The sequence below is a fragment of the Buttiauxella sp. WJP83 genome (genome assembly GCF_027594725.1).
Classification (GTDB): Bacteria; Pseudomonadota; Gammaproteobacteria; order Enterobacterales; family Enterobacteriaceae; genus Buttiauxella; species Buttiauxella selenatireducens.
In genome coordinates this window covers 1,482,729-1,505,027 of sequence record NZ_CP110080.1, presented here as the reverse complement: position 1 = coordinate 1,505,027, position 22,299 = coordinate 1,482,729, and the positions used below count along the sequence as shown (strand labels likewise).

General features: G+C 50.2%; 18 protein-coding genes. 4 read left to right on the top strand and 14 right to left on the bottom strand.

Features of this window, described 5'->3' with window-relative positions; all coding sequences use genetic code 11:
• Positions 1-4 precede the first annotated feature (4 nt).
• Positions 5-724 (top strand): outer membrane permeability protein SanA, encoded by a 720-nt coding sequence (sanA, locus tag OH773_RS07020; protein WP_183269921.1) that lies wholly within the window; start codon positions 5-7, stop codon positions 722-724.
• A gap of 153 nt (positions 725-877) precedes the next feature.
• Here the strand turns inward: sanA and mglC are convergent, their stop codons facing one another.
• From mglC to OH773_RS06985, 7 genes are all read right to left on the bottom strand, one after another.
• Entirely contained in the window at positions 878-1,888 is a 1,011-nt protein-coding gene (gene mglC, locus OH773_RS07015; protein ID WP_270144261.1) for a galactose/methyl galactoside ABC transporter permease MglC, read from the bottom strand.
• Between the two features lie 19 nt (positions 1,889-1,907).
• On the bottom strand, positions 1,908-3,428 hold the full coding sequence (gene mglA, locus OH773_RS07010; protein WP_270144259.1) for a galactose/methyl galactoside ABC transporter ATP-binding protein MglA: 1,521 nt from the start codon (positions 3,426-3,428) through the stop codon (positions 1,908-1,910).
• Positions 3,429-3,503: 75 nt separating this feature from the next.
• Positions 3,504-4,502, bottom strand: coding sequence for a galactose/glucose ABC transporter substrate-binding protein MglB (mglB, locus tag OH773_RS07005; protein WP_270144258.1), 999 nt, complete (start codon positions 4,500-4,502; stop codon positions 3,504-3,506).
• 290 nt (positions 4,503-4,792) lie between these two features.
• Positions 4,793-5,815 (bottom strand): HTH-type transcriptional regulator GalS, encoded by a 1,023-nt coding sequence (galS, locus tag OH773_RS07000; RefSeq protein WP_270144256.1) that lies wholly within the window; start codon positions 5,813-5,815, stop codon positions 4,793-4,795.
• 155 nt (positions 5,816-5,970) lie between these two features.
• Positions 5,971-7,128 carry a DUF418 domain-containing protein YeiB gene (yeiB, locus tag OH773_RS06995; RefSeq protein ID WP_270144254.1) on the bottom strand — a complete coding sequence of 386 codons (1,158 nt, stop codon included), beginning with the start codon at positions 7,126-7,128 and terminating at the stop codon, positions 5,971-5,973.
• Between the two features lie 19 nt (positions 7,129-7,147).
• Positions 7,148-7,813, bottom strand: coding sequence for a GTP cyclohydrolase I FolE (gene folE, locus OH773_RS06990; protein ID WP_270144252.1), 666 nt, complete (start codon positions 7,811-7,813; stop codon positions 7,148-7,150).
• Between the two features lie 116 nt (positions 7,814-7,929).
• Positions 7,930-9,054, bottom strand: a complete 1,125-nt coding sequence (locus OH773_RS06985; RefSeq protein ID WP_270144250.1) for a YbfB/YjiJ family MFS transporter — start codon at positions 9,052-9,054, stop codon at positions 7,930-7,932.
• A 107-nt stretch (positions 9,055-9,161) separates the two neighbouring features.
• On the opposite strand from OH773_RS06985, the gene fghA reads away from it, so the two are divergent.
• Positions 9,162-9,992 carry an S-formylglutathione hydrolase gene (gene fghA / locus OH773_RS06980; RefSeq protein ID WP_270144248.1) on the top strand — a complete coding sequence of 277 codons (831 nt, stop codon included), beginning with the start codon at positions 9,162-9,164 and terminating at the stop codon, positions 9,990-9,992.
• Between the two features lie 93 nt (positions 9,993-10,085).
• On the opposite strand, the gene cirA is transcribed toward fghA, so the two are convergent.
• From cirA to yieE, 4 genes are all read right to left on the bottom strand, one after another.
• Positions 10,086-12,056, bottom strand: a complete 1,971-nt coding sequence (gene cirA / locus OH773_RS06975; RefSeq protein ID WP_270144245.1) for a catecholate siderophore receptor CirA — start codon at positions 12,054-12,056, stop codon at positions 10,086-10,088.
• Between the two features lie 293 nt (positions 12,057-12,349).
• Positions 12,350-13,819 (bottom strand): amino acid permease, encoded by a 1,470-nt coding sequence (locus OH773_RS06970; protein WP_270144243.1) that lies wholly within the window; start codon positions 13,817-13,819, stop codon positions 12,350-12,352.
• Positions 13,820-14,023: 204 nt separating this feature from the next.
• Positions 14,024-15,133 carry an SDR family oxidoreductase gene (locus OH773_RS06965; RefSeq protein WP_270144241.1) on the bottom strand — a complete coding sequence of 370 codons (1,110 nt, stop codon included), beginning with the start codon at positions 15,131-15,133 and terminating at the stop codon, positions 14,024-14,026.
• A 224-nt stretch (positions 15,134-15,357) separates the two neighbouring features.
• Positions 15,358-16,224: a DNA-binding transcriptional regulator YeiE gene (yieE, locus tag OH773_RS06960; RefSeq protein WP_270144239.1), complete on the bottom strand. Its 867-nt coding sequence runs from the start codon at positions 16,222-16,224 to the stop codon at positions 15,358-15,360.
• Positions 16,225-16,453: 229 nt separating this feature from the next.
• On the opposite strand from yieE, the gene OH773_RS06955 reads away from it, so the two are divergent.
• Together OH773_RS06955 and nfo are read left to right on the top strand one after the other, a co-directional pair.
• Positions 16,454-17,503: a YeiH family protein gene (locus tag OH773_RS06955; protein WP_270144237.1), complete on the top strand. Its 1,050-nt coding sequence runs from the start codon at positions 16,454-16,456 to the stop codon at positions 17,501-17,503.
• A gap of 65 nt (positions 17,504-17,568) precedes the next feature.
• The gene (gene nfo, locus OH773_RS06950) at positions 17,569-18,426 is read left to right on the top strand and encodes a deoxyribonuclease IV (protein ID WP_270145714.1); all 858 of its coding nucleotides are present in this window, start codon (positions 17,569-17,571) and stop codon (positions 18,424-18,426) included.
• A 49-nt stretch (positions 18,427-18,475) separates the two neighbouring features.
• On the opposite strand, the gene fruA is transcribed toward nfo, so the two are convergent.
• The 3 genes from fruA to fruB are packed head-to-tail and all read right to left on the bottom strand — an operon-like array spanning position 18,476 to position 22,252.
• Positions 18,476-20,167: a PTS fructose transporter subunit IIBC gene (gene fruA / locus OH773_RS06945; protein WP_270144235.1), complete on the bottom strand. Its 1,692-nt coding sequence runs from the start codon at positions 20,165-20,167 to the stop codon at positions 18,476-18,478.
• A gap of 16 nt (positions 20,168-20,183) precedes the next feature.
• The gene (gene fruK / locus OH773_RS06940) at positions 20,184-21,122 is read right to left on the bottom strand and encodes a 1-phosphofructokinase (RefSeq protein ID WP_183269944.1); all 939 of its coding nucleotides are present in this window, start codon (positions 21,120-21,122) and stop codon (positions 20,184-20,186) included.
• Positions 21,119-22,252 carry a fused PTS fructose transporter subunit IIA/HPr protein gene (gene fruB, locus OH773_RS06935; protein ID WP_270144233.1) on the bottom strand — a complete coding sequence of 378 codons (1,134 nt, stop codon included), beginning with the start codon at positions 22,250-22,252 and terminating at the stop codon, positions 21,119-21,121. The genes fruK and fruB overlap by 4 nt, the downstream gene beginning before the upstream one ends.
• Positions 22,253-22,299 lie beyond the last annotated feature (47 nt).

The window sequence follows — 22,299 nt, the reverse complement described above, 5'->3', positions numbered from 1 at the left end:
GTCCATGTTGAAGCGCGTGTTTTATAGCCTGTTGGTCATAATCGGATTGGCTGTGGTAGCTGCGCTTTGTCTTGACCGCTGGATAAGCTGGAAAACCGCACCTTACGTCTACGACGATCTGCAAGATTTACCGTATCGCCAGGTCGGTGTGGTGCTCGGAACCGCCAAGTATTACCGGACTGGTGTGATTAACCAGTACTATCAATATCGTATCCAGGGTGCGTTAAACGCTTATAACAGCGGTAAAGTGAACTACTTGCTGTTAAGTGGCGATAATGCGCTGCAAAGTTACAACGAACCCATGACGATGCGTAAAGATTTGATTGCCGGTGGTGTTGACCCGGCCGATATCGTGCTGGATTACGCCGGATTTCGAACTCTGGACTCCATCGTTCGTACCCGCAAGGTCTTTGATACCAACGATTTCATCATTATCACTCAGCGTTTCCATTGCGAACGTGCGTTGTTTATCGCCCTGCATATGGGGATCCAGGCGCAGTGTTATGCCGTTCCTTCACCTAAAAATATGATGACTGTGCGTGTTCGCGAGTTTGGCGCTCGTTTAGGGGCGCTGGCGGATTTGTACATATTCAAGCGTGAACCGCGTTTTCTTGGGCCTCTGGTGCCGATCCCTGCAATGCATGAAGTACCGGAAGATGCGCAAGCTTATCCAGCTGTAACGCCTGAGCAATTGCTCGAATTGCAGAAAGAAGAGAAGAAATAAAAAAGCCTTCCAGATCGGAAGGCTTCAATCTACCCAAAATAATTCGAGTTGCAGGAAGGCGGCAAACTCAGGAATCCCCAGGAGCTTACTTGAGTAAGTGACTGGGGTGAGTGAGTGCAGCCAACGCACATGCAACTTGAAGTATGAAGGGTATTACTTCTTACGCGCGTATTTCAGTGAATCCAGTGCCACCGCGAAGATAATAATCGCACCCTTAATAATGTACTGCCAGTAAGGGTTCACGCCGATATACGTCAGGCCGTAGTTGATGACGGTGAAGATGATAACACCGGTCACCACACCCACTACCGTACCCACACCGCCGCTGAACGACACGCCGCCAACGACGCACGCTGCAATCGCATCCAGTTCGTACATGAAGCCAAGGTTGTTGGTTGCAGAACCGATACGCCCGGCTTCCAGCATCCCGCCGAAGGCGTAGAACACACCAGACAGCGCATAAATCATGATCAAGTTCAGGGCAACGTTAACACCAGAAACTTTAGCCGCTTCAGGGTTACCACCGATGGCAAAGATGTTCTTACCAAAGCGCGTTTTATTCCACAGAATCCAGACAAAGCCAATCGCAATCAACGCGTAGAACGTAATGTACGAGAGCTTAAAGTTACCCATCTTGATAAAGCCCTGGGTAAAGGTCGAGAAGCCGCTATCGAACCCCGCAATTGGTGATGCGCCAACAAAGTCGTAGTACAGGGAGTTGATACCGTAAACGATGATCATCGTGCCCAATGTGGTGATAAACGGCGTCACGTTCAGGTATGCGATGATTATACCGTTCACCAGACCAATGATTGCGCCGATAGCACACACGATCAGGATAACCAATGGAATTGGCATGGTTTGCATATCAGGGAAAACTTTGTTCACGTTTTCCATCGACTGCAAGAAGGTCGCAGAAACAACCGCAGCCAGCCCCACCTGACGACCCGCTGAAAGGTCAGTACCCTGAGTCACAATCAGCCCTGCCACACCCAGTGCAATAATGATACGCACCGAAGATTGAGTCAGGATGTTACTTAAGTTCATTAAGCTTAAAAACGTTGGATCCTGGAAAATAATAATCGCCAGTAGCACCAGCAATACGACATAAATGCCGCCTTCTTTCAGATAAGTTAGAAAACTTTTCTTATTTAACGCACTCATTTTAATAGCCCCTAAATTATCAAAGGTGCACAGACGCAAGACGTAATATTTCGTTCTGCGTGGTTGTTTTAGTGTCTACAATTCCGGCAACGAGACCATTACTCATTACCAGGATACGATCTGTAATCCCTAACAACTCTGGCATTTCGGACGAAATAATAATGATTCCTTTCCCTTTTTTGGCCAGTTCAGCAATGAGCTGATAAATTTCAAACTTAGCCCCAACATCAATCCCACGCGTTGGCTCATCTAACATTAAAATTTCTGGCTGGGTTAATAACCAACGGCCGATAATCACTTTCTGTTGGTTACCACCTGACAGTGAACCAATTGCAGTGCGGTGACCGGGTGTTTTGACACGCATTGAGTCGATTACCCATTGGGTATCGCTTTTCATGCGCGAATTATCCAGCAAACCCACTTTGTTTTTATAATTGCGAATATTAGAAATCAGCGAGTTAAAGCCAATATCGAGGTACGCGTAAATACCGGTGGAACGGCGTTCTTCAGTAACCAACGCAAAACCGTGGTTAATAGCTTCATTCGCGGTATGGTTATTAATTTTTTTGCCGTGCAACGTAATAGTACCGTCTGACTTTTCGCGGATACCAAAAAGTGTTTCAACAATATCAGTACGTTTTGCACCGACCAGACCGGCAATCCCGAGAATCTCCCCTTTATGCAAATCAAAGGAAACATCGCGAATCGATGGCTGACGCAAAGAGGTGAGATTACGGACTTCCATAATCACTTCACCCGGCACGTTTTCTTTTGTCGGGAAGCGCTGGTTTAACGAGCGGCCAACCATCATAGAGATGATCTTATCCATATCCAGCCCTTCTAAAGGCTGGGTGGCAATCCACTGTCCGTCACGTAAAATAGTAATTTCATCACACAGTTGGAAGATTTCTTCCATTTTGTGAGAGATATAAACGATACCGCAGCCACGTTCTTTTAATTTACGAATGATTTTGAAAAGGTGGTTAACTTCCTTTTCTGTCAGCGAGGATGTTGGTTCATCCATGATGACAATTTTGGCATTGTAAGAAAACGCTTTAGCAATCTCGATCATCTGCATTTGCGACACTGACAGCGTGCCAACGCGGGCGCGCGGATCAATATCAATATCCAGCTCATCGAAAATGTGTTTGGTATCACGGTACATTTTGTCCTGGTCGACAAATACACCTTTGGTTGGGTAACGACCCAGCCACATGTTATCCATTACGGTACGTTGTAAAACCAGGTTTAATTCCTGGTGCACCATAGAAATACCGTTTTCCAACGCTTCTTTGGTGCTGGCGAAGTTAACTTCATTTCCCTGAAAAAGGATGCTGCCGGAATCTTTGCTGTAGATCCCAAATAGGCATTTTAATAATGTTGATTTACCTGCACCGTTCTCTCCCATTAATGCGTGAATGGAGTGAGGACGAACTTTTAAATTAACATTATCCAGTGCCTTAACGCCGGGGAATGATTTATTAATGTTGGTCATTTCCAACAAATATTCCGACGACGAATTTATAGTATTGTCGACCATAGTTATACCTATGTCACTGAGTATCAGGCCCAAATCCGGGCGCATAACGCGCCCGGTGTAAACCAACTACATTACTTATTTATTTGTAAATTCAGCCAGGTTGCTTTGATCAACACCGACATAAGGGATACGAACGATTTTGTTCTCAATTTTCCACTTAGTGCCTTCAGCAGCAGGCTTACCATCGGCCAGGTTTTTAGCCAGATCGAAGGTGGCTTTAGCCTGGTTGTTAGCATCGTTCAGAACGGTACCGGCCATTGCGCCAGATTTAACCAAGGCCAACGCTTCTGGCAGGGCATCTACACCAAATACTGGAATAGAAGATTTGTTGTGCGCTTTCAGCGCTTCAACTGCACCCATTGCCATCGCATCATTGTTGGCAATGACCACTTCGATTTTGTTAGCGTTCGGGCCGGACAACCATGCGTCCATCTTATCTTTCGCCTGAGCGGTGTCCCACATTGCAGTATCTAACTGCAGCTGTTGAGTTTTCAGGCCTTTGGTATTCAGCTCTTTAATGACATAGGTGGTACGTGCTTCAGCATCCGGGTGGCCTGGTTCGCCTTTCAGCAGAACGAATTGAATCTGACCATCTTTGTTCAGATCCCATGCTGGGTTAGCCGCCCAATGTTTAGCAATCAGGTCGCCCTGAATGATGCCTGATTCTTTAGAATCAGTCCCTACGTAGTAAGCTTTGTCGTAGCTATCCAGTGCTTTACGCGAAGGTTCTTTGTTGTAGAACACAATTGGAATGTTCTGACCACGAGCTTTTTCGATAACGGTACCCGCTGCTGCTGGGTCAACCAGGTTGATTGCCAGCGCTTTAACGCCTTTAGCCAACAGCACGTCAATCTGATCGTTCTGCTTGGACTGGTCGTTCTGGGAGTCGTTCATCAGCAGTTCTACGCCTGGTGAAGCTTTTGCGTCTTTCTCAATCGCTTTGCGAACCACAGACATGAAGTTATCGTCGTATTTGTAAATGGTCACACCAATACGGGTATCAGCAGCATGAGCGGCTGCACCAAACAACATGCAAGACATAACGGCGGACAGTGTCAAAACCTTCTTATTCATGGTATCTCCGGTTTTTTGCAGGGTAGTTCTTAGTGGTATTCAGGCAGGCAGCATTGTTATGAAAACGTTACTGAAAGCCGAAAATTTTCTATATTAAAAAACTCTTCCGTGTTCAATAACGATCCGTAACTGCTTTTATTGATAGTTTTTGGCTGATCACCTATACATAAACTGATTAATCACCGTTACATATAGTTTCAACTGATAAAACGCTGACATCATAGTCATCGCAATGTTAATTAACTGTGAATTTACTCACAAATTGAAACCGGTTACATAAAAGACTTTGTTCAGAGAGTGATCGATGCCGCAATTTGCCGTGGAGCCACTGAATGACGACGTACCAAAGTCGGCATAAAACAGTGTGTTGCACCATTATCGAGCGTTCCTGCTGCGCCCTGTAACGCCAGCTCAGTGGCCAGTCGCGCCATTGAAACAATGGGGTAACGCACTGTTGTCAGCTGTGGATCGGTGTAACGCGCGATAGGAATGTCATCAAAACCAATCACTGAAACATGGTGTGGCACGACAATCCCGTTGTCTTTCAGGGCAGTTAACGCACCAGCCGCCATGCTGTCGTTGTAAGCAAACACCGCACTGAGTTGCAGGTTGCGGCCCAGTAATTCCACCATTGCCGCTTCACCACCCTGCATATCGGGCGAGCCCACGCCGACCCAGCTTTCTGGCGGTGTAATGCCCTGCTCCGTCATACCGCGCATCCACCCTTCCCGGCGCTGTGCGTTATCTTCAATCGCGTGGCTGGATGCCAGATAGCCAATGCGTTGATGACCTTGATTAAACAGCATTCGCGTTGCCATCAACGCACCGCTGACGTTATCGAGACCCACGCATCTGTGCTCGTAGCCCGGAACAATGCGGTTAACCAATACCATGCCTGGAATGTGATCGAGGAACTCACCTAACTCTTGATCGCTAAGTGCTTTAGCATGAACAATCAATGCGTTACAGCGTTGGCGAATCAACACCTCAATGGCATGACGCTCTTTTTCTTCCTGGTGATAACTGTTGCCGATAAGCACATATTTGTTGTGTTGCTGCGCCACAACATCCACTGCTTTAACCAGTGCGCCAAAGAACGGGTCAGACACATCCATCACCACGACGCCGATGGTGTCGCTGACCTGCGTTGCTAACGCCTGGGCGTTGGCGTTTGGCCGATATCCCAGCTGCGACACCGCCTGCATGACATTTTCACGGGTGTCCGCACTGACGAGCGCGCTGTTATTAAGTACACGGGAAACGGTCGCCACTGAGACACCGGCGATGCGGGCAACGTCACGAATGGTGATCATTTTTTTCACCAGTCGAAAGAGGAGTTAGTCTCATGAATACACCCTGTATTTGGCTAGGTGAGTATTCTGGCAGCGACTCAGGAATGACTACGTGAGGATGATCACATCAATGAAAACGGTTACATACAATTCGTTAACGTTTGTGATGTATATCATTATCTTGCTGGATGCTTCAGGGAGACCCCGGCAGCGCGGGCGGTTAGCTGCCGCCACAACCACTCAACCGGTCCCTGGCGGAAGTAACGCAACCACAGAAGAGAGAACAGAATGTTGATTGCCCAGACGAACGGCACAAACGCCAACAGGGAGAGGCGGTCAAACTTCATGTACCCATTCATATGGAAGAAGAAAGTGGTGCATATCAGTGTTTGCAGCAGGTAATTCGACAGTGCCATGCGCCCAACATGTGCCACCGCGTTGACGACGCGCAAACGCGAAAGCTGCGGCCAATAACCAAATGCCAGCGCGGCATAACCGATAGTTTGAAACGGCGCACTCAATTCCCGCGGTGCCTGCAACAAGAAAGCGCACCAGCGATACGTCCAGCCGAGGTGCCACTGGGCGTAAATAGCTGGAATATTGATTAACAACCCGACGATGATGAGCCACAAACCGGTGCGGCGGTAATGATGCAAACTGAACGTCCCTCGCAACCAGCCGCTACGCATTAATGACGCCCCCAGCAGCATCATCCCGGCCAGTTGCCAGCCGTATTGTGCGCCTAGCGCCACCAAATTCGAGGAGAGTAAGTCAATGCGATTACTGATAGCCTCGCTGCCGCCATTGAGTTTCCACCATTGCTCATACTGCACATTAGCTGCATCCGGAACCCACGAACGGTTTGCCGCATCCCCCGAGATCAAGCCCAGCAACAACAGCACACCAATGCCGGTGAGATACAACAATACGCCTGTATTAAACAGCGAACGAATACCCGGTGCGTCACGAATCAAGCGCCAGCACACCAGCCCGACCAGTCCGTAGGCCAGCAATATATCGCCATCCCACAAGAAGATAGCGTGTATGAAACCGAGCAGGACTAATAGCGTCAGACGCGACTGGATCCAGCGTTTGCCGCGATGTAACAACATCTGCAGGCCTGCGCCAAATAACAGAGCGAATAAGGTGAGGAATTTAACCTGAGCAAAAAGATCAAGAATTGCCCATGTCCAGGCGTCGCGGTCGGTAATTGCACCGGACCATGCGGGATTGAGATACGCAGCCTTAGGTAAACCGAAGGCCACGATATTAAGCAGCAGAATGCCGAGAATAGCGACGCCACGGACAAAATCCAGCGTTACGTTTCTCTCCATACACCCTGCCTGATTATTGTTAGTTATGACGCACAGCGCGCAGAAATTCCTGACGTGTATTCTGGCTGGATTTGAACAACCCGCCTAACGACGTGGTGGTGGTCGCACTGGTTGCATCCTGCACACCACGGGCTTTCACACAATAATGGACCGCGTCGATAGATACCGCCACATTGTTGGTGCCAAGCAATGTTTGCAGAGCAATCAGGATTTGCTGGGTTAAGCGCTCCTGAACCTGCGGACGCTGCGCGAAGAATTGCACAATACGGTTAATTTTCGACAGGCCAATCACAGTGTCTTTCGGGAGATAAGAAACGGTCGCCTTACCGTCGATAGTCACAAAATGGTGTTCGCAGGTACTGGTAAGCGTAATATTGCGCACAGTGACCATCTCATCGACCTTCATCTTATTTTCAATGACGGTGATTTTCGGGAAATTGGCATAATCGAGGCCAGAGAAAATCTCATCGACATACATTTTGGCAATACGATGCGGCGTTTCCATCAAGCTGTCGTCGCTTAAATCAAGATTCAGCAACTGCATGATTTCCGTCATATGCTCGGCAATCTGACGTTTGCGGGTTTCGTTATCCAGTTCACGCAGTTGCGGACGCAGCGGGGTTTCCAGGCCGCGTGCAACTAATGCTTCGTGAACCAATGCGGCTTCTGGACTTAATGATGACATGCTATTTTCTCCTGCAGGTGTGGCTGACCTCGGCCCTACGTGGGGCAAAGTGTGCACTCATTGTGCGTGAGCGCGGTCGCATAATCCAGTAGTGCGAACGATAATTATTGAAATCGTCAATACCTTCGCCACACCAACCCGCCGCCAATCAATAATGCCAATCCGGCGATGTATAACGCGGGCTCAAGTTGGCCGGTGAGTGATGTGGATATTGCCGATAGCATCGGCCCGACCAGCTGCCCCAGCGCATAACCAGTGGTCAGCAGTCCCGCCATGTAACGCATATGCTGTGGAGCCAGCTCACGGCCATATTGTAACGACAGTTGCACCGCACATAAGAACCCGCCCCCGACCAGCAACGACCCCAGAACCAACCCAGTCATACCCGGGATCATTTCTGAGGCAAACACGCCGAGGGCCTGTAACCAGAGCACCAACGCCAGCCGCTGATGGGTTTGCAGCCAACCTCGTGCGGCAATGCCAAGTAAAATGCCACACACCGCCGCCCCGCCAAATATTGGCCAGACGAATTGCGCAAATGCGCTACCGGGAAAACGCACGCTGGCCATCTGCGATAAAAACGTGGCGGGCAGAATGTAACCAAATCCGGCCAGGCTGTAGCTCCAGACCAGACGTTTAAGTTGCGCCGTTAAGACTAACGGTTCAGGTGCCGTTTCCGGTCGATGCAACTCCCCTTTTCGCGGCAAGTTGCGGGCAATCAACACGATGAAAAACAGCGCCAGAAAACCATAGACCAACCAGGCAAGACTTGCGGATAAACCGTAACTGTGAATCGCAACGGCCAACAACCCGCTGATAAATATCCCGGCTCCCGGGCCTGCGAAAACCGCAGCACTTAAACCGGGTTTACCTAAATGAGCCAGTTTCTCATTGCTCCAGGCGGCAATGAGCACCATCGCCCAGCCGCTTGCTGCGCCAATCAGAAAACGGATCAGTGCGTGCCACAATGCCGCATCTACGGCGGCTGACAGCAGCGTTAATATCACCGCCCCCCAGACACCGAGCATTAACCGTAGCTCGACACGCCGATGTGCACGCATGGCATCCCACGCGCCCACCAGGTAACCGAGATAGTTAATCGCCGCAACCAAACCCGCACTGGTTAAGGTCAGTTGCCCTTCCGCTATCATCAGCGGGACTTGCGGAGTAAACGCAAAACGGCCAATGCCCATTGCGACGACCAACACCAGAAATCCCGTCAACGCGATACGTGCCGCCACGCAACCCCCAATTGTTACGATTTCGTTGCCAGCATGATGCCGCATGGCTAGACTGAGGAGAAGTGAAAGTTATTCATCGATCTTGAATATAAATAAGGAATTGCTTAGTGGAACTCCTCGAAGAACACCGCTGTTTCGAAGGCTGGCAGCAGCGCTGGCGCCATGATTCTGCGGTACTGAAATGCCCAATGACGTTCAGTATTTTTCTGCCAACGCCACGCACGACTCCTCCACCGGTTCTGTACTGGCTTTCCGGTTTGACCTGTAACGATGAAAACTTCACCACCAAAGCGGGTGCACAGCGCGTGGCTTCAGAACTGGGTATTGTGCTGGTCATGCCGGATACCAGCCCACGCGGTGAGAACGTACCAAATAATGAAAGTTACGATCTCGGCCAGGGCGCAGGTTTTTACCTGAACGCGACCGAGCAACCGTGGACCGAGCATTTCCGCATGTACGACTACATTAATGACGAGCTGCCTGCGGTGATTGCCAATAATTTTAGTATCAGCGATAAAGCCTCTATTTTTGGCCACTCCATGGGCGGTCACGGCGCATTAAGCATCGCGTTAAAAAACCCAGGACGTTATTGTTCCGTGTCTGCCTTTGCCCCTATTGTGAATCCAACCCGCGTGCCGTGGGGGCAAAAAGCCTTTACCGCTTATTTAGGTGAGAACGAAGAGAAATGGCGCGAGTGGGATAGCTGCTGTTTACTGATGCAGGCCGATAGCGCACAGGCGATCCCCGTGCTGATTGATCAAGGCGATGCCGATCAATTCCTCGCGGATCAACTGCAACCTGCACAATTTGCTGAAGTTGCGCGCCAGAAAAACTGGCCTTTAACGTTGCGCGTGCAGCCTGGTTACGATCACAGTTATTACTTCATTTCTTCATTTGTTGAAGATCATTTGCGCTTCCATGCGGAGCATTTGGCTTAGCTGATTTTGCCCTCACCCCGACCCTCTCCCACAGGAGAGGGAGAACGCCAAGCAATCCCCTCTCCCTGAGGGAGAGGGGAAGCAAGGGAAAAACTAGAACGAGTAATCCACCGCCATAAAGTAACGACGGCCATCTTCGTTGTAACTGTAATCATCACGACTCAAATCTTTGTCGCCCAGATTCAGCACACCAGCACGTAATTTGACACTTTTCGTCGCCTTCCATGCAGCACCGGTATTCCACACCACATAACCACCAGGCGTTGCTTCTCCATCGGTTGTTGCACGTTGCTCGCCGGTATAGTTTGCAGAAACATAGAATGACCAGTCATCCAGTGGTGCCCAATCCACCGTACCGTTTGCGGTATGGAATGGCAGTGAAGCCAGAGGCTTATTGCCACCGCCACTCAAATCACGACCGTCGTTATAGGTGTAGTTCAGCGTCAATTTCCATTGATCGTTGAACGGCACTTTCACTTCGGTTTCAACACCGCGAACCCGTGCTTTGTTGACGTTGTAGTATTTGAAAATTGGGCGACCCGCGCTGTCAAAGCCAACAAAGTTAGGATATGACGGTGCCTGAGCTTTGTTTGCCGTGCGGTTAATATCGATCATGTCGTCGAGATTGTTCTGGAAGGTGGTGATACTGCCTGAGACCCCATCCAACACCCCTTCATCACCGGCAAAGTACAGACCCAGTTCGAAGCTTTCACTGGTTTCCGGTTTTAGATCTGGGCTACCGACAATCTTACAAGATCCACGGCAGGAGTTGCTGGTCCAGTCCGGGCTAAGTTGCAGCAACGATGGCGCTTTAAATGCCGTTGCCCAACCGCCTTTCATGGTGATGGTATCGGTCGCGCTGTACACCAGATAGGCACGCGGGCTCCAGTGGTCGCCGTAGGTTTCGTGGTCATCCATACGCACGCCGGTGGTCAACGCCAGCGGTTCGAAGATCCGCCACTCATCTTCGAGGAACAGGGCGTACTGGCTGGCAGAAGCTTCGGTGCTGTTGCTGCCGGTGAGGTTAACTGGGTCAGTCAGCTTATCGTGACGCCATTCACCGCCAAAAGTCAGCAACTGGTTAATGTCGCCCAAAGGCAGAACCAGTTTACCGTCGAGGCTGTTGTTGCGTGACGTGATTGGCGCGCTGTTGCCTGGATTGAGGTTATCAATCTTGTCGCCATAGAAACGCAGTTCGGTATTGCCGTAACCCCAACGCCCATTGTGGGAAATCGAGTAATCCTGGCGCTCCATTCGGTTTTTGTTCAGGGAGTCTGAATCCCTGTCCTGACGATCAAAACCATAACCAAAGTTCATGTCCTGGTTTTCAGTTGGCGTCAGGGCAAATTCAGCGCTACCGCTACGCGTGGTGAAGCCTTCGATACGTGGCGTTTCACCCGTTGCGCTGGTACTGGACGGCTCTTGTTTGTCTTTTTCACGTTTGCCAAGGTTGCCATATACTTTGACCCCAAGGAGATCATCAATGATCGGGCCGCTGGCAAAGAAGTTGCTGTTATAAGAATCACCACGGTCGCGGTCTTCCTGGATGGTGGTATCCGCCGTCACGGTGCCGTGCCAGGCCTTACCCACTTTGCGCGTAATGATGTTAACCACGCCGCCTAATGCATCTGAACCGTATAACGATGACATTGGCCCACGCACCACTTCGATACGTTCAATCGCATCAACCGGGATCCAGTTAAGGTCAAAATCATTGTGACGGAATACAGCGTTACGCGAGTTCACACGCTTGCCATCCACCAGAATCAGCGTGTAGCTACTGTCCAGACCACGAATACTGACGCCCTGGCGGTTATCCCCTTCGTTGGTCAATTGCACACCCGGGACTTCCTGCAAGACATCTTTCAGGTTCTGGATAGGCTTTTTCTTCAGATCTTCTTGAGTGATCACGCTAATACTGGCGGGGGCATCTTTGAGGTTTTGCTCGGTAGCAGACGCAGTAACCACCATAGTGTCTTCACGTTCTTCGGCAATAACCGGAAACGCAGCAGTGATTATTGACGCGCAAAGTCCTCCCCGGACGATGGGATTCAACCTTAACATTCCTTTCTCCATGAGGTGAATAGCAAACTTTAACAAGGGACTACGCTCACATTCCTTGGTGCGTCTCTGGCTACTTTGGCCACAGACGTCAGGCTTAACTCATCGACATCCAGCCGAGGAAAAGCGTGGCGACACCATAAATTAAACGAGAATGGTTATCAATCAAATTGTTAAAATTTGTAATGTATCAAGTGGAGTTGTAACCGGGGAAAAAGCCACTAATGTAGTGTCATCAGGACGGGTCAAACAATAAAAAAGGGCGCGATAATCGCGCCCTTTTCAATCGTACATTCTTACTTTTTAAACGTTTTTGGGAACGTCATTTCGCTATATTTCACGAAACGAGAACCTTTAGTTATCTTGTAGCCGAACCAAATCGCCAGGAACAATGGGATACCAATGTAAGTTGCGGTTACGCCAGCCCAGTCAATTCTGTCGGCCAGGAAGGCTTCGTAGTTCTGACCCAAAGTGATAATCAGGCACAGAACGAAGGCAAAGATTGGGCCAATAGGGAAGAAGCCTGAAACGTACGGCAAATCGTTAAGATCAAGGCCTTGTTTCACATAACCACGACGGAAACGGTAGTGGCTAATCGCAATACCTAACCAGGCGATGAAGCCCGTCATACCTGAGGTGTTCAGCAGCCACAGGTAAACCGTTTGGTTGCCATACATTGATGTCAGGAAGCACAAACCCGCAACGACTGTCGTCGCAATCAGCGCATAACGCGGCACACCGCCTACAGAAAGCTTAGAGAAAATGCGTGGTGCTTTGCCATCACAGGCCAGGGTGTAAAGCATACGGGTTGATGCGTACATCCCGGAGTTACCCGCAGACAATACCGCAGTCAGGATGACAGCGTTCATGACAGCCGCTGCAGACAGCAGACCTGCGTGCTCAAATACCAGGGTGAACGGGCTTACGCCGATGTCTTTCACATCATTACGCAGCAAGCTCGGATCGGTATACGGAATGATCAGGCTGATAATCAGAATCGCGAACACATAGAACAGCAGGATACGCCAGAACACCTGACGCACAGCACGTGGAATGTTCTTACCTGGATCTTCCGATTCACCCGCAGCGACACCGATAAGCTCAGTCCCCTGGAAGGAGAAGCCAACTATCATCGCCACGCCTATCATGGCGGAAAATCCACCAGCGAAGGGTGCATCACCAATCGTCCAGTTGCTCCAGCCCGCAGGTTGCGCACCTTTGAAGATACCCATAATCATCATCACGCCGACAATGATAAAGATGATAACCGTCGTCACTTTAATCAGTGAGAACCAGTATTCCGCTTCACCAAAACCTTTAACGGAGATGTAGTTCAGCAGGAACATGATGCCGAGGAACAACGCACTCCAGATCCAGCCTGGGGTATCGGGGAACCAGTAGTTCATCACCAACTGTGCGGCGACCAGGTCAACCGCGATAGTGACCGCCCAGTTGTACCAGTAGTTCCAGCCCAGCGCGAAGCCAAAGCCTTCTTCAACGTATTGCTGACCGTAGGTGGCAAAAGAACCAGAAACCGGCATGTATGCCGCAAGCTCACCCAGGCTCGTCATCAGGAAGTACACCATCAGACCAATCAGCATATAGGAGAGTAGCGCACCGCCAGGGCCCGCCTGAGAAATGGTTGCACCAGAGGCAACAAATAGCCCGGTTCCGATGGATCCGCCAATGGCGATCATCGTTAGGTGGCGCGCTTTTAGCTCACGTCGTAAGCCAGGCGCTTGTGTTGTTTTATCTTGAGAAACCATAGAAAATTGCGGTCCTTCCAAAAAATGAGGCGAGATTGTAGCAAAACAGTCTTATACATATAGTAGAAATACGAAAATATAAGAGAGCTTCATGATCGGGGAGGAATTATAAGCAAGGCACTTATGATAGGGGGTGCTGAAGGGAGTGGGTAAATCAGTCGTGATATGCGGGAATCCTTTCCCCACGCGGTCTGGTAGGATCTGCTACTTAAAATCCACCTTCATTAATTCAGGGATACTGAAATCGCGGGTCGTCTCTACACAGCGACTAATGTAGTCAACAAAACGCGGCGGCGGCGACATGCCCAAATCCAGCAGTTTTTTATTCGAAAAACGCACATTTAGCATGGAGAATTCCCCGTACAAACGCATCGCTCTGAGCATCAGACGCTCGTTGCATGGGCCATAAATATCTTTGAAATCCCTACGATTTTTCACAAGCTCGCTATAATCAACCTGTTGATAAGTGGCATAAATAGGGTTTTGATTCAATGCTGATGCCATCGCTCGGTCTATTTCAACAAACTGGGTACTCCCGGCATCTCCAGCGGAAATGTGGTAGACCTTTTCGGTCAGTTCAGAACGCCTGGCGAGTAGCAGAAGAGCTTCAGCGCAATAATCGACCGGAATAACATCAATCTTATCTTCCATCGAGCACATGAATTTCCCGAGCATTAACGCCATTCGGAAGACCCAAAAAATACTGCTCGACGGGCGACACCCTTCTTCGCTGTGTCCGACCACAATCGATGGACGTGCAATCACCAATGGCAACTGCGGGCAGTGTTCCATCATTAATTGCTCAATGGTGGATTTAGACCAGGTGTATTGAACTAAATGCTCTTCTTCCGGTTTGCGCGCCATGCTCTCAGTGACCAAGGTTCCGGCTTCGGGTACGCACGACATGGCAGTTCCCACATGCACAAACCGCACTAAACCAGAAACATCGGCCATACGTTTTACGAACTTCAGTGTCCCTTCAACATTCACTTTCCAGATTAACGCATTATCACCAAATGACGCGACGGCGGCGGAGTTAATCACATGAGTCACAGAGGAAAGTCTTTCGTCATTCAAAAAGTTTTCTGAATAAGCCAGATCACCCAGTAATATATTATTTTCATTAATTTGAGAGAGTAATGTTTCACTACAACCAAAATTAGCCAGGTTATTTTTGACCCGAGCGACACCTTCATTAGCGCTGTCTGCTCTGACTAGCAGCAGAATTGATTCAATAGATGTATCAGAAAGCGCACGCGCTAACACAGCGCCGCCCAGAAAGCCTGTCGCACCGGTAATCAGTAGTTTGCTCATTAGAAATACTCTGAATTTAAAAACGCCATATTAAGGGGCGATTTTTAAACGGCACATCAATAAATCCTTCTCTCAATAAAACATAACAAACCATTTTTAAATTAAAGATGTTTAATAAAGGTATATTGATTTTGGAAAAATTTAATGCCAGCTCAAAACAAACAGCCAACATTAAATTAACCAAAATCCGCTCTTTATTTATTTCCGAGTTTATATAAAGAAAATCACTCGTCGCAATACTTTAAAAAGCGCTGTAATGCGTTTGAAATATGCTTCTGCTGATGATGAATGCGGTACAGAGTCCTCACCAGCCGTGGCAATGGTACAGGCACTTCCACCAGCGTTCCCGCCTCTAACTGTTCTTCAATGACTCGACGTGACAAGCAGCTAATGCCCAGCCCATGACGTACGGCGTGTTTAATCGCTTCCGAATTACCTAACTCCATGCAGAGCTGGAACTTCGGTAAATGCGAAAGTAGCAAGTGATCAACAATTTCTCGGGTACCAGAACCTTTTTCACGCAGGATCCACGGCTGTTGTGCCAGGGTTTCCAGGGTAATGGGTTGCTGCAAGAAAGGTGCACTCGGCGGCGCAAAGACGACCAACTCGTCTTCAAGCCAGGGTTCTGAGACTAATTCGGTCATATGGCTTGGGCCTTCAATCAGACCGATATCGACACGGAAATCCGCCACGGCGTTTATCACGTCCTGACTATTTCCGACGCTCATCTCCAGAGGGAGTGCAGGGAAATCGCGGCGATAATGGGCAATCATTTCCGGCAGAATATAGTTACCGATGGTGCTGCTGGCGAAAACACGAATGGCGCCGTTATCTTCTTTAAAAAGCTGTTCGACTTCCGCAGCCTGTTCAAGCAACCCGACCACACGCGGATACAACAGGCGACCATGTTCGTTGACCACCAGTCGCTTACCGACGCGGTCGAACAACTGCACCCCCAATTGCCCTTCGAGATCGGACAGTGCGGCACTCACCGCTGATTGCGACAGCGACAGCATCTGTGATGCCTGAGTCGTCGAGCCGCTTTTGAGGACTTCGGCAAAAACTTCAAGCTGCCGTAGTGTGATATGCATGATGGTTACGCCTTAACACTTATTCAGATTGGTTATAAATATATAATCAATTTTATTTTTAAGCCAGCAGGCCTTATTCTTTTGCCAATAAAGCCAAAATAATTCGAGTTGCAGGAAGGCGGCAAGCGCGAGAAACCCGATGAGCTTACGCCGGTAAGTGATTCGGGTGAACGCGCGCAGCCAACGCACCTGCGGCTTGAAGTATGACGGCTACACAAAGGAGAAGGTTATGGCTACGTTATCAATTCCCACTCATCGACATTCATTGTGGCATTTTCTGCCTGGCCTTGCGCTGGCAGGGAGCATTACTGCACTGGCTCTGTGGTTGGGTAACATTCCTTCCGTTGCCGGCCTTGGGTTGGGAGCATTGACGCTCGCCATTCTGTGCGGGATGGTCATCGGCAATACGCTGTACCCGAAAATCTGGCAGCACTGTGATGGTGGCGTGCTGTTTGCCAAGCAACACTTATTGCGTCTTGGCATTATTCTTTATGGTTTTCGACTGACGTTTTCGCAAATTGCAGATGTCGGTGTCAGCGGCGTCATTATCGACGTTCTGACATTAAGCAGCACCTTTGCCCTCGCCTGCTGGCTGGGTCAGAAAGTATTTGGTCTGGATAAACAGACCAGCTGGTTAATTGGTGCGGGTAGCAGCATTTGTGGTGCCGCCGCAATTCTGGCGACGGAACCGGTTGTAAAAGCTGAAGCCAGCAAAGTGACCGTGGCCGTCGCAACGGTGGTGATTTTCGGTACGCTGGCTATCTTCATTTATCCAATGATGTATCCGTATGTCGCGCAGTGGTTCACGCCGGAAACGTTTGGGATTTATACCGGTTCGACCATGCATGAAGTGGCGCAAGTCGTGGCTGCTGGGCATGCCATTAGCCCTGAGACTGAAAATGCTGCGGTGATTGCGAAAATGCTGCGCGTCATGATGCTGGCACCGTTCCTGATTTTCCTGGCAGCGCGCGTTAAACAGATGGCTCCGGCAGGTCAGGCACAGAAAAGTAAAATTACGATCCCATGGTTTGCGGTGCTGTTTATTGTTGTGGCGATGTTTAACTCGTTGCACCTGCTGCCAAGCTGGGCGGTTAACGGTCTGGTAACCCTGGATACTTTCTTGTTAGCCATGGCGATGGCGGCGCTGGGTTTAACGACTCACATCAGCGCGCTGAAAAAAGCCGGTGTGCGCCCACTGTTGATGGCACTGGTGCTGTTTATCTGGCTTATCGTCGGTGGTGGCGCGATTAACCTCGGTATTCACCATTTAATGGCCTGATATTTACTGTCTAACCCGCTATCATTGACGGTTTCCCGGTAGCGGGTTACGACAGGAGAAGAATGATGAAGTTTATTGGCGCACACGTCAGTGCCGCTGGTGGTCTGGAAAATGCTGCGATTCGCGCGCATGAGCTTGAAGCCACTGCTTTTGCCCTGTTCACCAAAAACCAACGCCAGTGGCGCGCCGCGCCGCTGAGTGAAGAAGTTATCAGTCAATTCAAACGTGCCTGTGAAAAGTACAATTACGGTCCAGGCCAAATCCTCCCACATGATAGCTACCTGATTAACCTCGGACATCCCGTCGAAGAAGCGCTGGAAAAATCCCGCGAAGCCTTTATTGATGAGCTGGAACGCTGCATGAAGCTGGGATTATCCCTGCTGAACTTCCATCCAGGCAGTCACCTGATGCAAATCCCTGAAGAAGAGTGCCTGGCGCGTATCGCGCAGTCGATAAACATTGCACTGGATAAGACTGAAGGCGTGACGGCGGTGATTGAAAACACTGCGGGCCAGGGCAGTAATCTCGGTTTCCGCTTTGAGCATCTGGCCGCGATTATAGATGGCGTAGAAGACAAATCCCGTGTCGGCGTTTGTATCGATACCTGCCACGCTTTTGCTGCGGGATACGATCTGCGTACTGAAGCCGATTGCGAAAAGACCTTTGCTGAATTCGACCGTATTGTTGGGTTTAAATATTTGCGCGGTATGCACCTGAATGACGCGAAAAGTGCCTTTGGGAGCCGAGTTGACCGCCATAACAGCCTGGGTGAAGGCAATATCGGCCATACGCCTTTTGCCTGGATCATGCGTGACAGCCGCTTTGACGGGATCCCAATGATTCTGGAAACGACTAACCCGGATATTTGGGCTGAAGAGATTGCCTGGCTAAAAGCACAGCAACATGAAGAAGCCACGGCTTAAACAAAAAAAGCTCCCTGCAATGCAGGGAGCTTAGCGTATGACCGATAAATTATGCAGTTTTAACCGCTAACTCTGTCTCCGGACGCTTCAGGAAAGCATAAGACAGACCCGCCAGCAACGTACCCGCCACAATCGCAATCAGGTAACCCACAACCGGGGTAATCGCACCAGGGATCAGCAGAACAAACAGACCGCCATGCGGAGCCATCAGTTTTGCGCCTACCGCCATCGAGATTGCGCCAGTTACCGCTCCGCCCACGATACAACATGGCAGAACACGCATCGGGTCACGGGCAGCGAACGGGATTGCCCCTTCGGTGATAAAGCACAGACCCAGAACCATCGCCGCTTTACCGCCCTCTTGCTGCGCCTTGTCGAATTTACGACGCGCGACAAATGTTGCCAGGCCCATGGCTAACGGTGGAACCATCCCTGCAGCCATAATCGCGGCCATAGGTGCGTAGGTTTGGGTACTCAGCAGACCGACACCAAATGCGTAAGCCGCTTTGTTCACCGGGCCCCCCATGTCGGTACACATCATGCCGCCAAGAATTGCGCCCAGCAGTACCGCATTCGCGGTGCCCATGGTTTGCAGCCAGTGAGTCAAACCTTCGAGGATTTTCGCAACCGGCGTACCAATCAGGTAAATCATCGCCAGGCCAACAACCAGGCTTGAGAACAGCGGGATGATCAGAATTGGCTTCAACGCTTCCATACTGGCTGGCAGTTTCAGCTTAGTGCTAATCATCTTCGCGATGTAACCGGCGAGGAAGCCCGCAATAATACCGCCGATAAAACCAGATCCAGTGCTAACAGCTAACATGCCGCCGATAAGACCAGGAGTTAAGCCTGGACGGTCTGCTATGGAAAACGCAATGTAACCCGCAAGAACTGGCACCATCAACGCAAAGGCCGAACCGCCACCGATTTGCATCAGTGCTGCTGCCAGCGTGCCGGGTTCTTTAAACGCTTCAATACCGAAAGCAAATGACAGTGCAATACACAGGCCGCCCGCAACAACCATCGGCAGCATGTATGAAACACCGGTCAACAGGTGACGATAAGCACCCGCCGCCTCTTTCTTGCCTTCTTTAGCATTCGCAGCACTCTGGGCATTCGCAACGAAAGGCGTCGCTTCAACCACCGCTTTATCCAGCTCTTGCGCGGTTTTCTTCAGTGCCAAACCCGTTGAAGTGCGGTACATCGGCTTGCCAGCAAATTTAGCCAGATCCACTTCGATATCCGCCGCGACAATCACTAAATCCGCTTCAGCCACTTCTTCAGGCGTAATCGCATTACCCGCGCCAACAGAACCGCGCGTTTCAACTTTTACCCACCAGCCGCGTTTTTTGGCTTCGGTTTCAATCGCTTCAGCCGCCATAAAGGTATGCGCGACACCTGTCGGGCAAGCTGTTACCGCAACCACGCGTTTTGGGCCTTTAGCCGCAGCCACTGGCGCTACATTGACGGGCGCCGTGTAAGGTTTGGCTTTGGTTTTTGCTTCACTTAAAAACAGTTCTGGGTGTTGTACTGCACGGTCGATATCACCGAGGAATACATTTTTGCCATTCAGCGAGTTATCAGCAGGGATCGCAGTACCCACCACAATCGCCATATCGGCTTCGTTCGGATTGTCGATAATCTGCAAGTGCGCTTTTTGAGCGGCGGAACCCAGTAACGTTTTCGCCAGGTAAGCACGAGCTTGCCCCAGACCAGGTTCGATAATCAGCAGCGTTTTCATTGTTCCTCTCCTGCTGTCAGTTAAAAGGTTTCAGATCAACACGAGCCATCATGGCTGCCAGTTGAGTGCGATCGGTAATACCGACGTTACTCTGACTCACCGCCAGCGCCGCAACTGCCGTCGCCAGACGTAAAGTATGTTCACTGGATTCACGCATTAACAGGCCGTAGATAAGCCCACCCACCATGGAATCCCCGGCACCTACGGTGCTGACGACTTCACATGTTGGTGGCTTCGCTATCCATTCACCGGAGGCGTTAACCCAAAGTGCGCCTTCGGCACCCAAAGAAATAACCACATGAGCAATACCCTGTTCACGCAGCGCGTGGGCGGCATCAATCACATCTTTCATATCCGGAAGCTTACGGCCTGCCCAGATTTCCAGCTCGCGGCGATTCGGTTTCACCAACCACGGCGCCGCTTTCAGACCCGCAACTAACGCTTCACGGCTGCTGTCGAAAATAATGCACGGACACAGGCTACGCAGGCGGGTCATCCAGTCGGTAAACGCTTCCGGGGAGACACCTGCCGGTAAGCTGCCACTGACACAAACCATGTCAAACTGACCAAGCCAGCTAAGTGAATCTGCAACAAAGCGATCCCAGTCCGACTGAGTCACTTCAAAACCGGAGAAATTCAGGTCGGTGACTTCACCGTCTTTTTCTGTCAGTTTTACGTTGATACGAGTACGGCCCTGTACAACCTGGAAGCGGTTAGCAATTCCCAACTCGCTGAACAGTTGCTGGAAGCCATCCTGGTTGTCTTTCCCAAGGAAACCACCAACAGTGACATCGATACCGAGATCTTTCAGAACCTTAGCAACGTTAATGCCTTTACCAGCAGCATGTAAGCCAGTGGTACGCACCAGGTTAACTTCACCACGCTCAATTTCCGGTGTGTAACCGACCAGGTCGTAAGCCGGGTTTAGCGTAATAGTTGCGACACGACGACTCATGCTGCCCCCTCGCCCAGACCGGCTGCAACAGCTTCACCAATCGCTTTCAGCGCAAGTTCAGCATCGTCACCTTGTGCAGTAAAGCGCAGGTGGTGGCCTTTCTTCACGCCAAGTGCCACCACTTTCATCAAACTGCGTCCATTGGCAGGTTTGCCTGTGCCATCAAGGTTGGTCACGGTAATCTCACTATTAAATTGTTTGATGGTGTTCACCAGCACGGTGCCCGGACGAGCATGTAAACCGTGTTCATTACGAATCTGGAAATCTGCGCTCAGGCTGTTTTGTTCGGTAGCGACATCGCTGGTCAGCATCGTCAGCAACGCGGGTGCATCCGCATTCAGCAAGCGGTCAGCTGTATTATTAATCAGCATGTCGCTCAGACGGTTAAGCACCTGTAACGGTTGATCGTCGGCCACAGCAACCGTCATCAAAAGCGATACCGGTTGGCCTTCATTTTCAAATGCAGTAACAGGACGGCTGATTGCCACAGCACTGGCAAGGTTGCCTTCAGTGCTGTCGTTCAGCCAAATGCCCTGGCCTAAGTAAAGTGGCTTGTTGGAAATGACATTGCTTACAAACGCCGTGTTTGCCGCACCTGCCTGCTTGATGCGCCCGGCATTTAACGCCTGCAGCGTCATCAGGTCGGTGGCAGTCACATCGAGTGCCAGTAATGAGTTGTCAAAAAGCAACGATGCAGACTGTTTTTCGCCCATCAGCAATGCACGGAGCTCTTCTGCTGAAGTTGCGTTTTTGAGTTGTTCAGCAACGTCGTCATCACTAAGCACATGCGTCAGCTGACGCAGTAAACCCAGGTGCTCGTCAGAGCTTGCGGCAATGCCAATAGCAACATAGGCGGTTTGGCCTTCGCCCCACTCGATCCCTTGCGGAAACTGAAATACTTGAACACCCGTTTTCAGCACCAGATCGCGGGTATCGGTGGTGCCGTGTGGAATGGCAATACCATTACCCAGGTAAGTGGAAGTTTGCAGTTCGCGAGCCAGCATACCTTCCACATAGCCAATGCTGACGTTGCCCGCTTGCGCGAGTGCTGCGGCAACCTGACGTATGGCTTCTTCTTTATTTCCGGCGCTCGCCCCCGGATGAATGTCCTGCACAGATAACTGGAACATGGGTCTCCTCTCCTGCTGAATTGAAACGATTCAGCTGTAATGAGAAA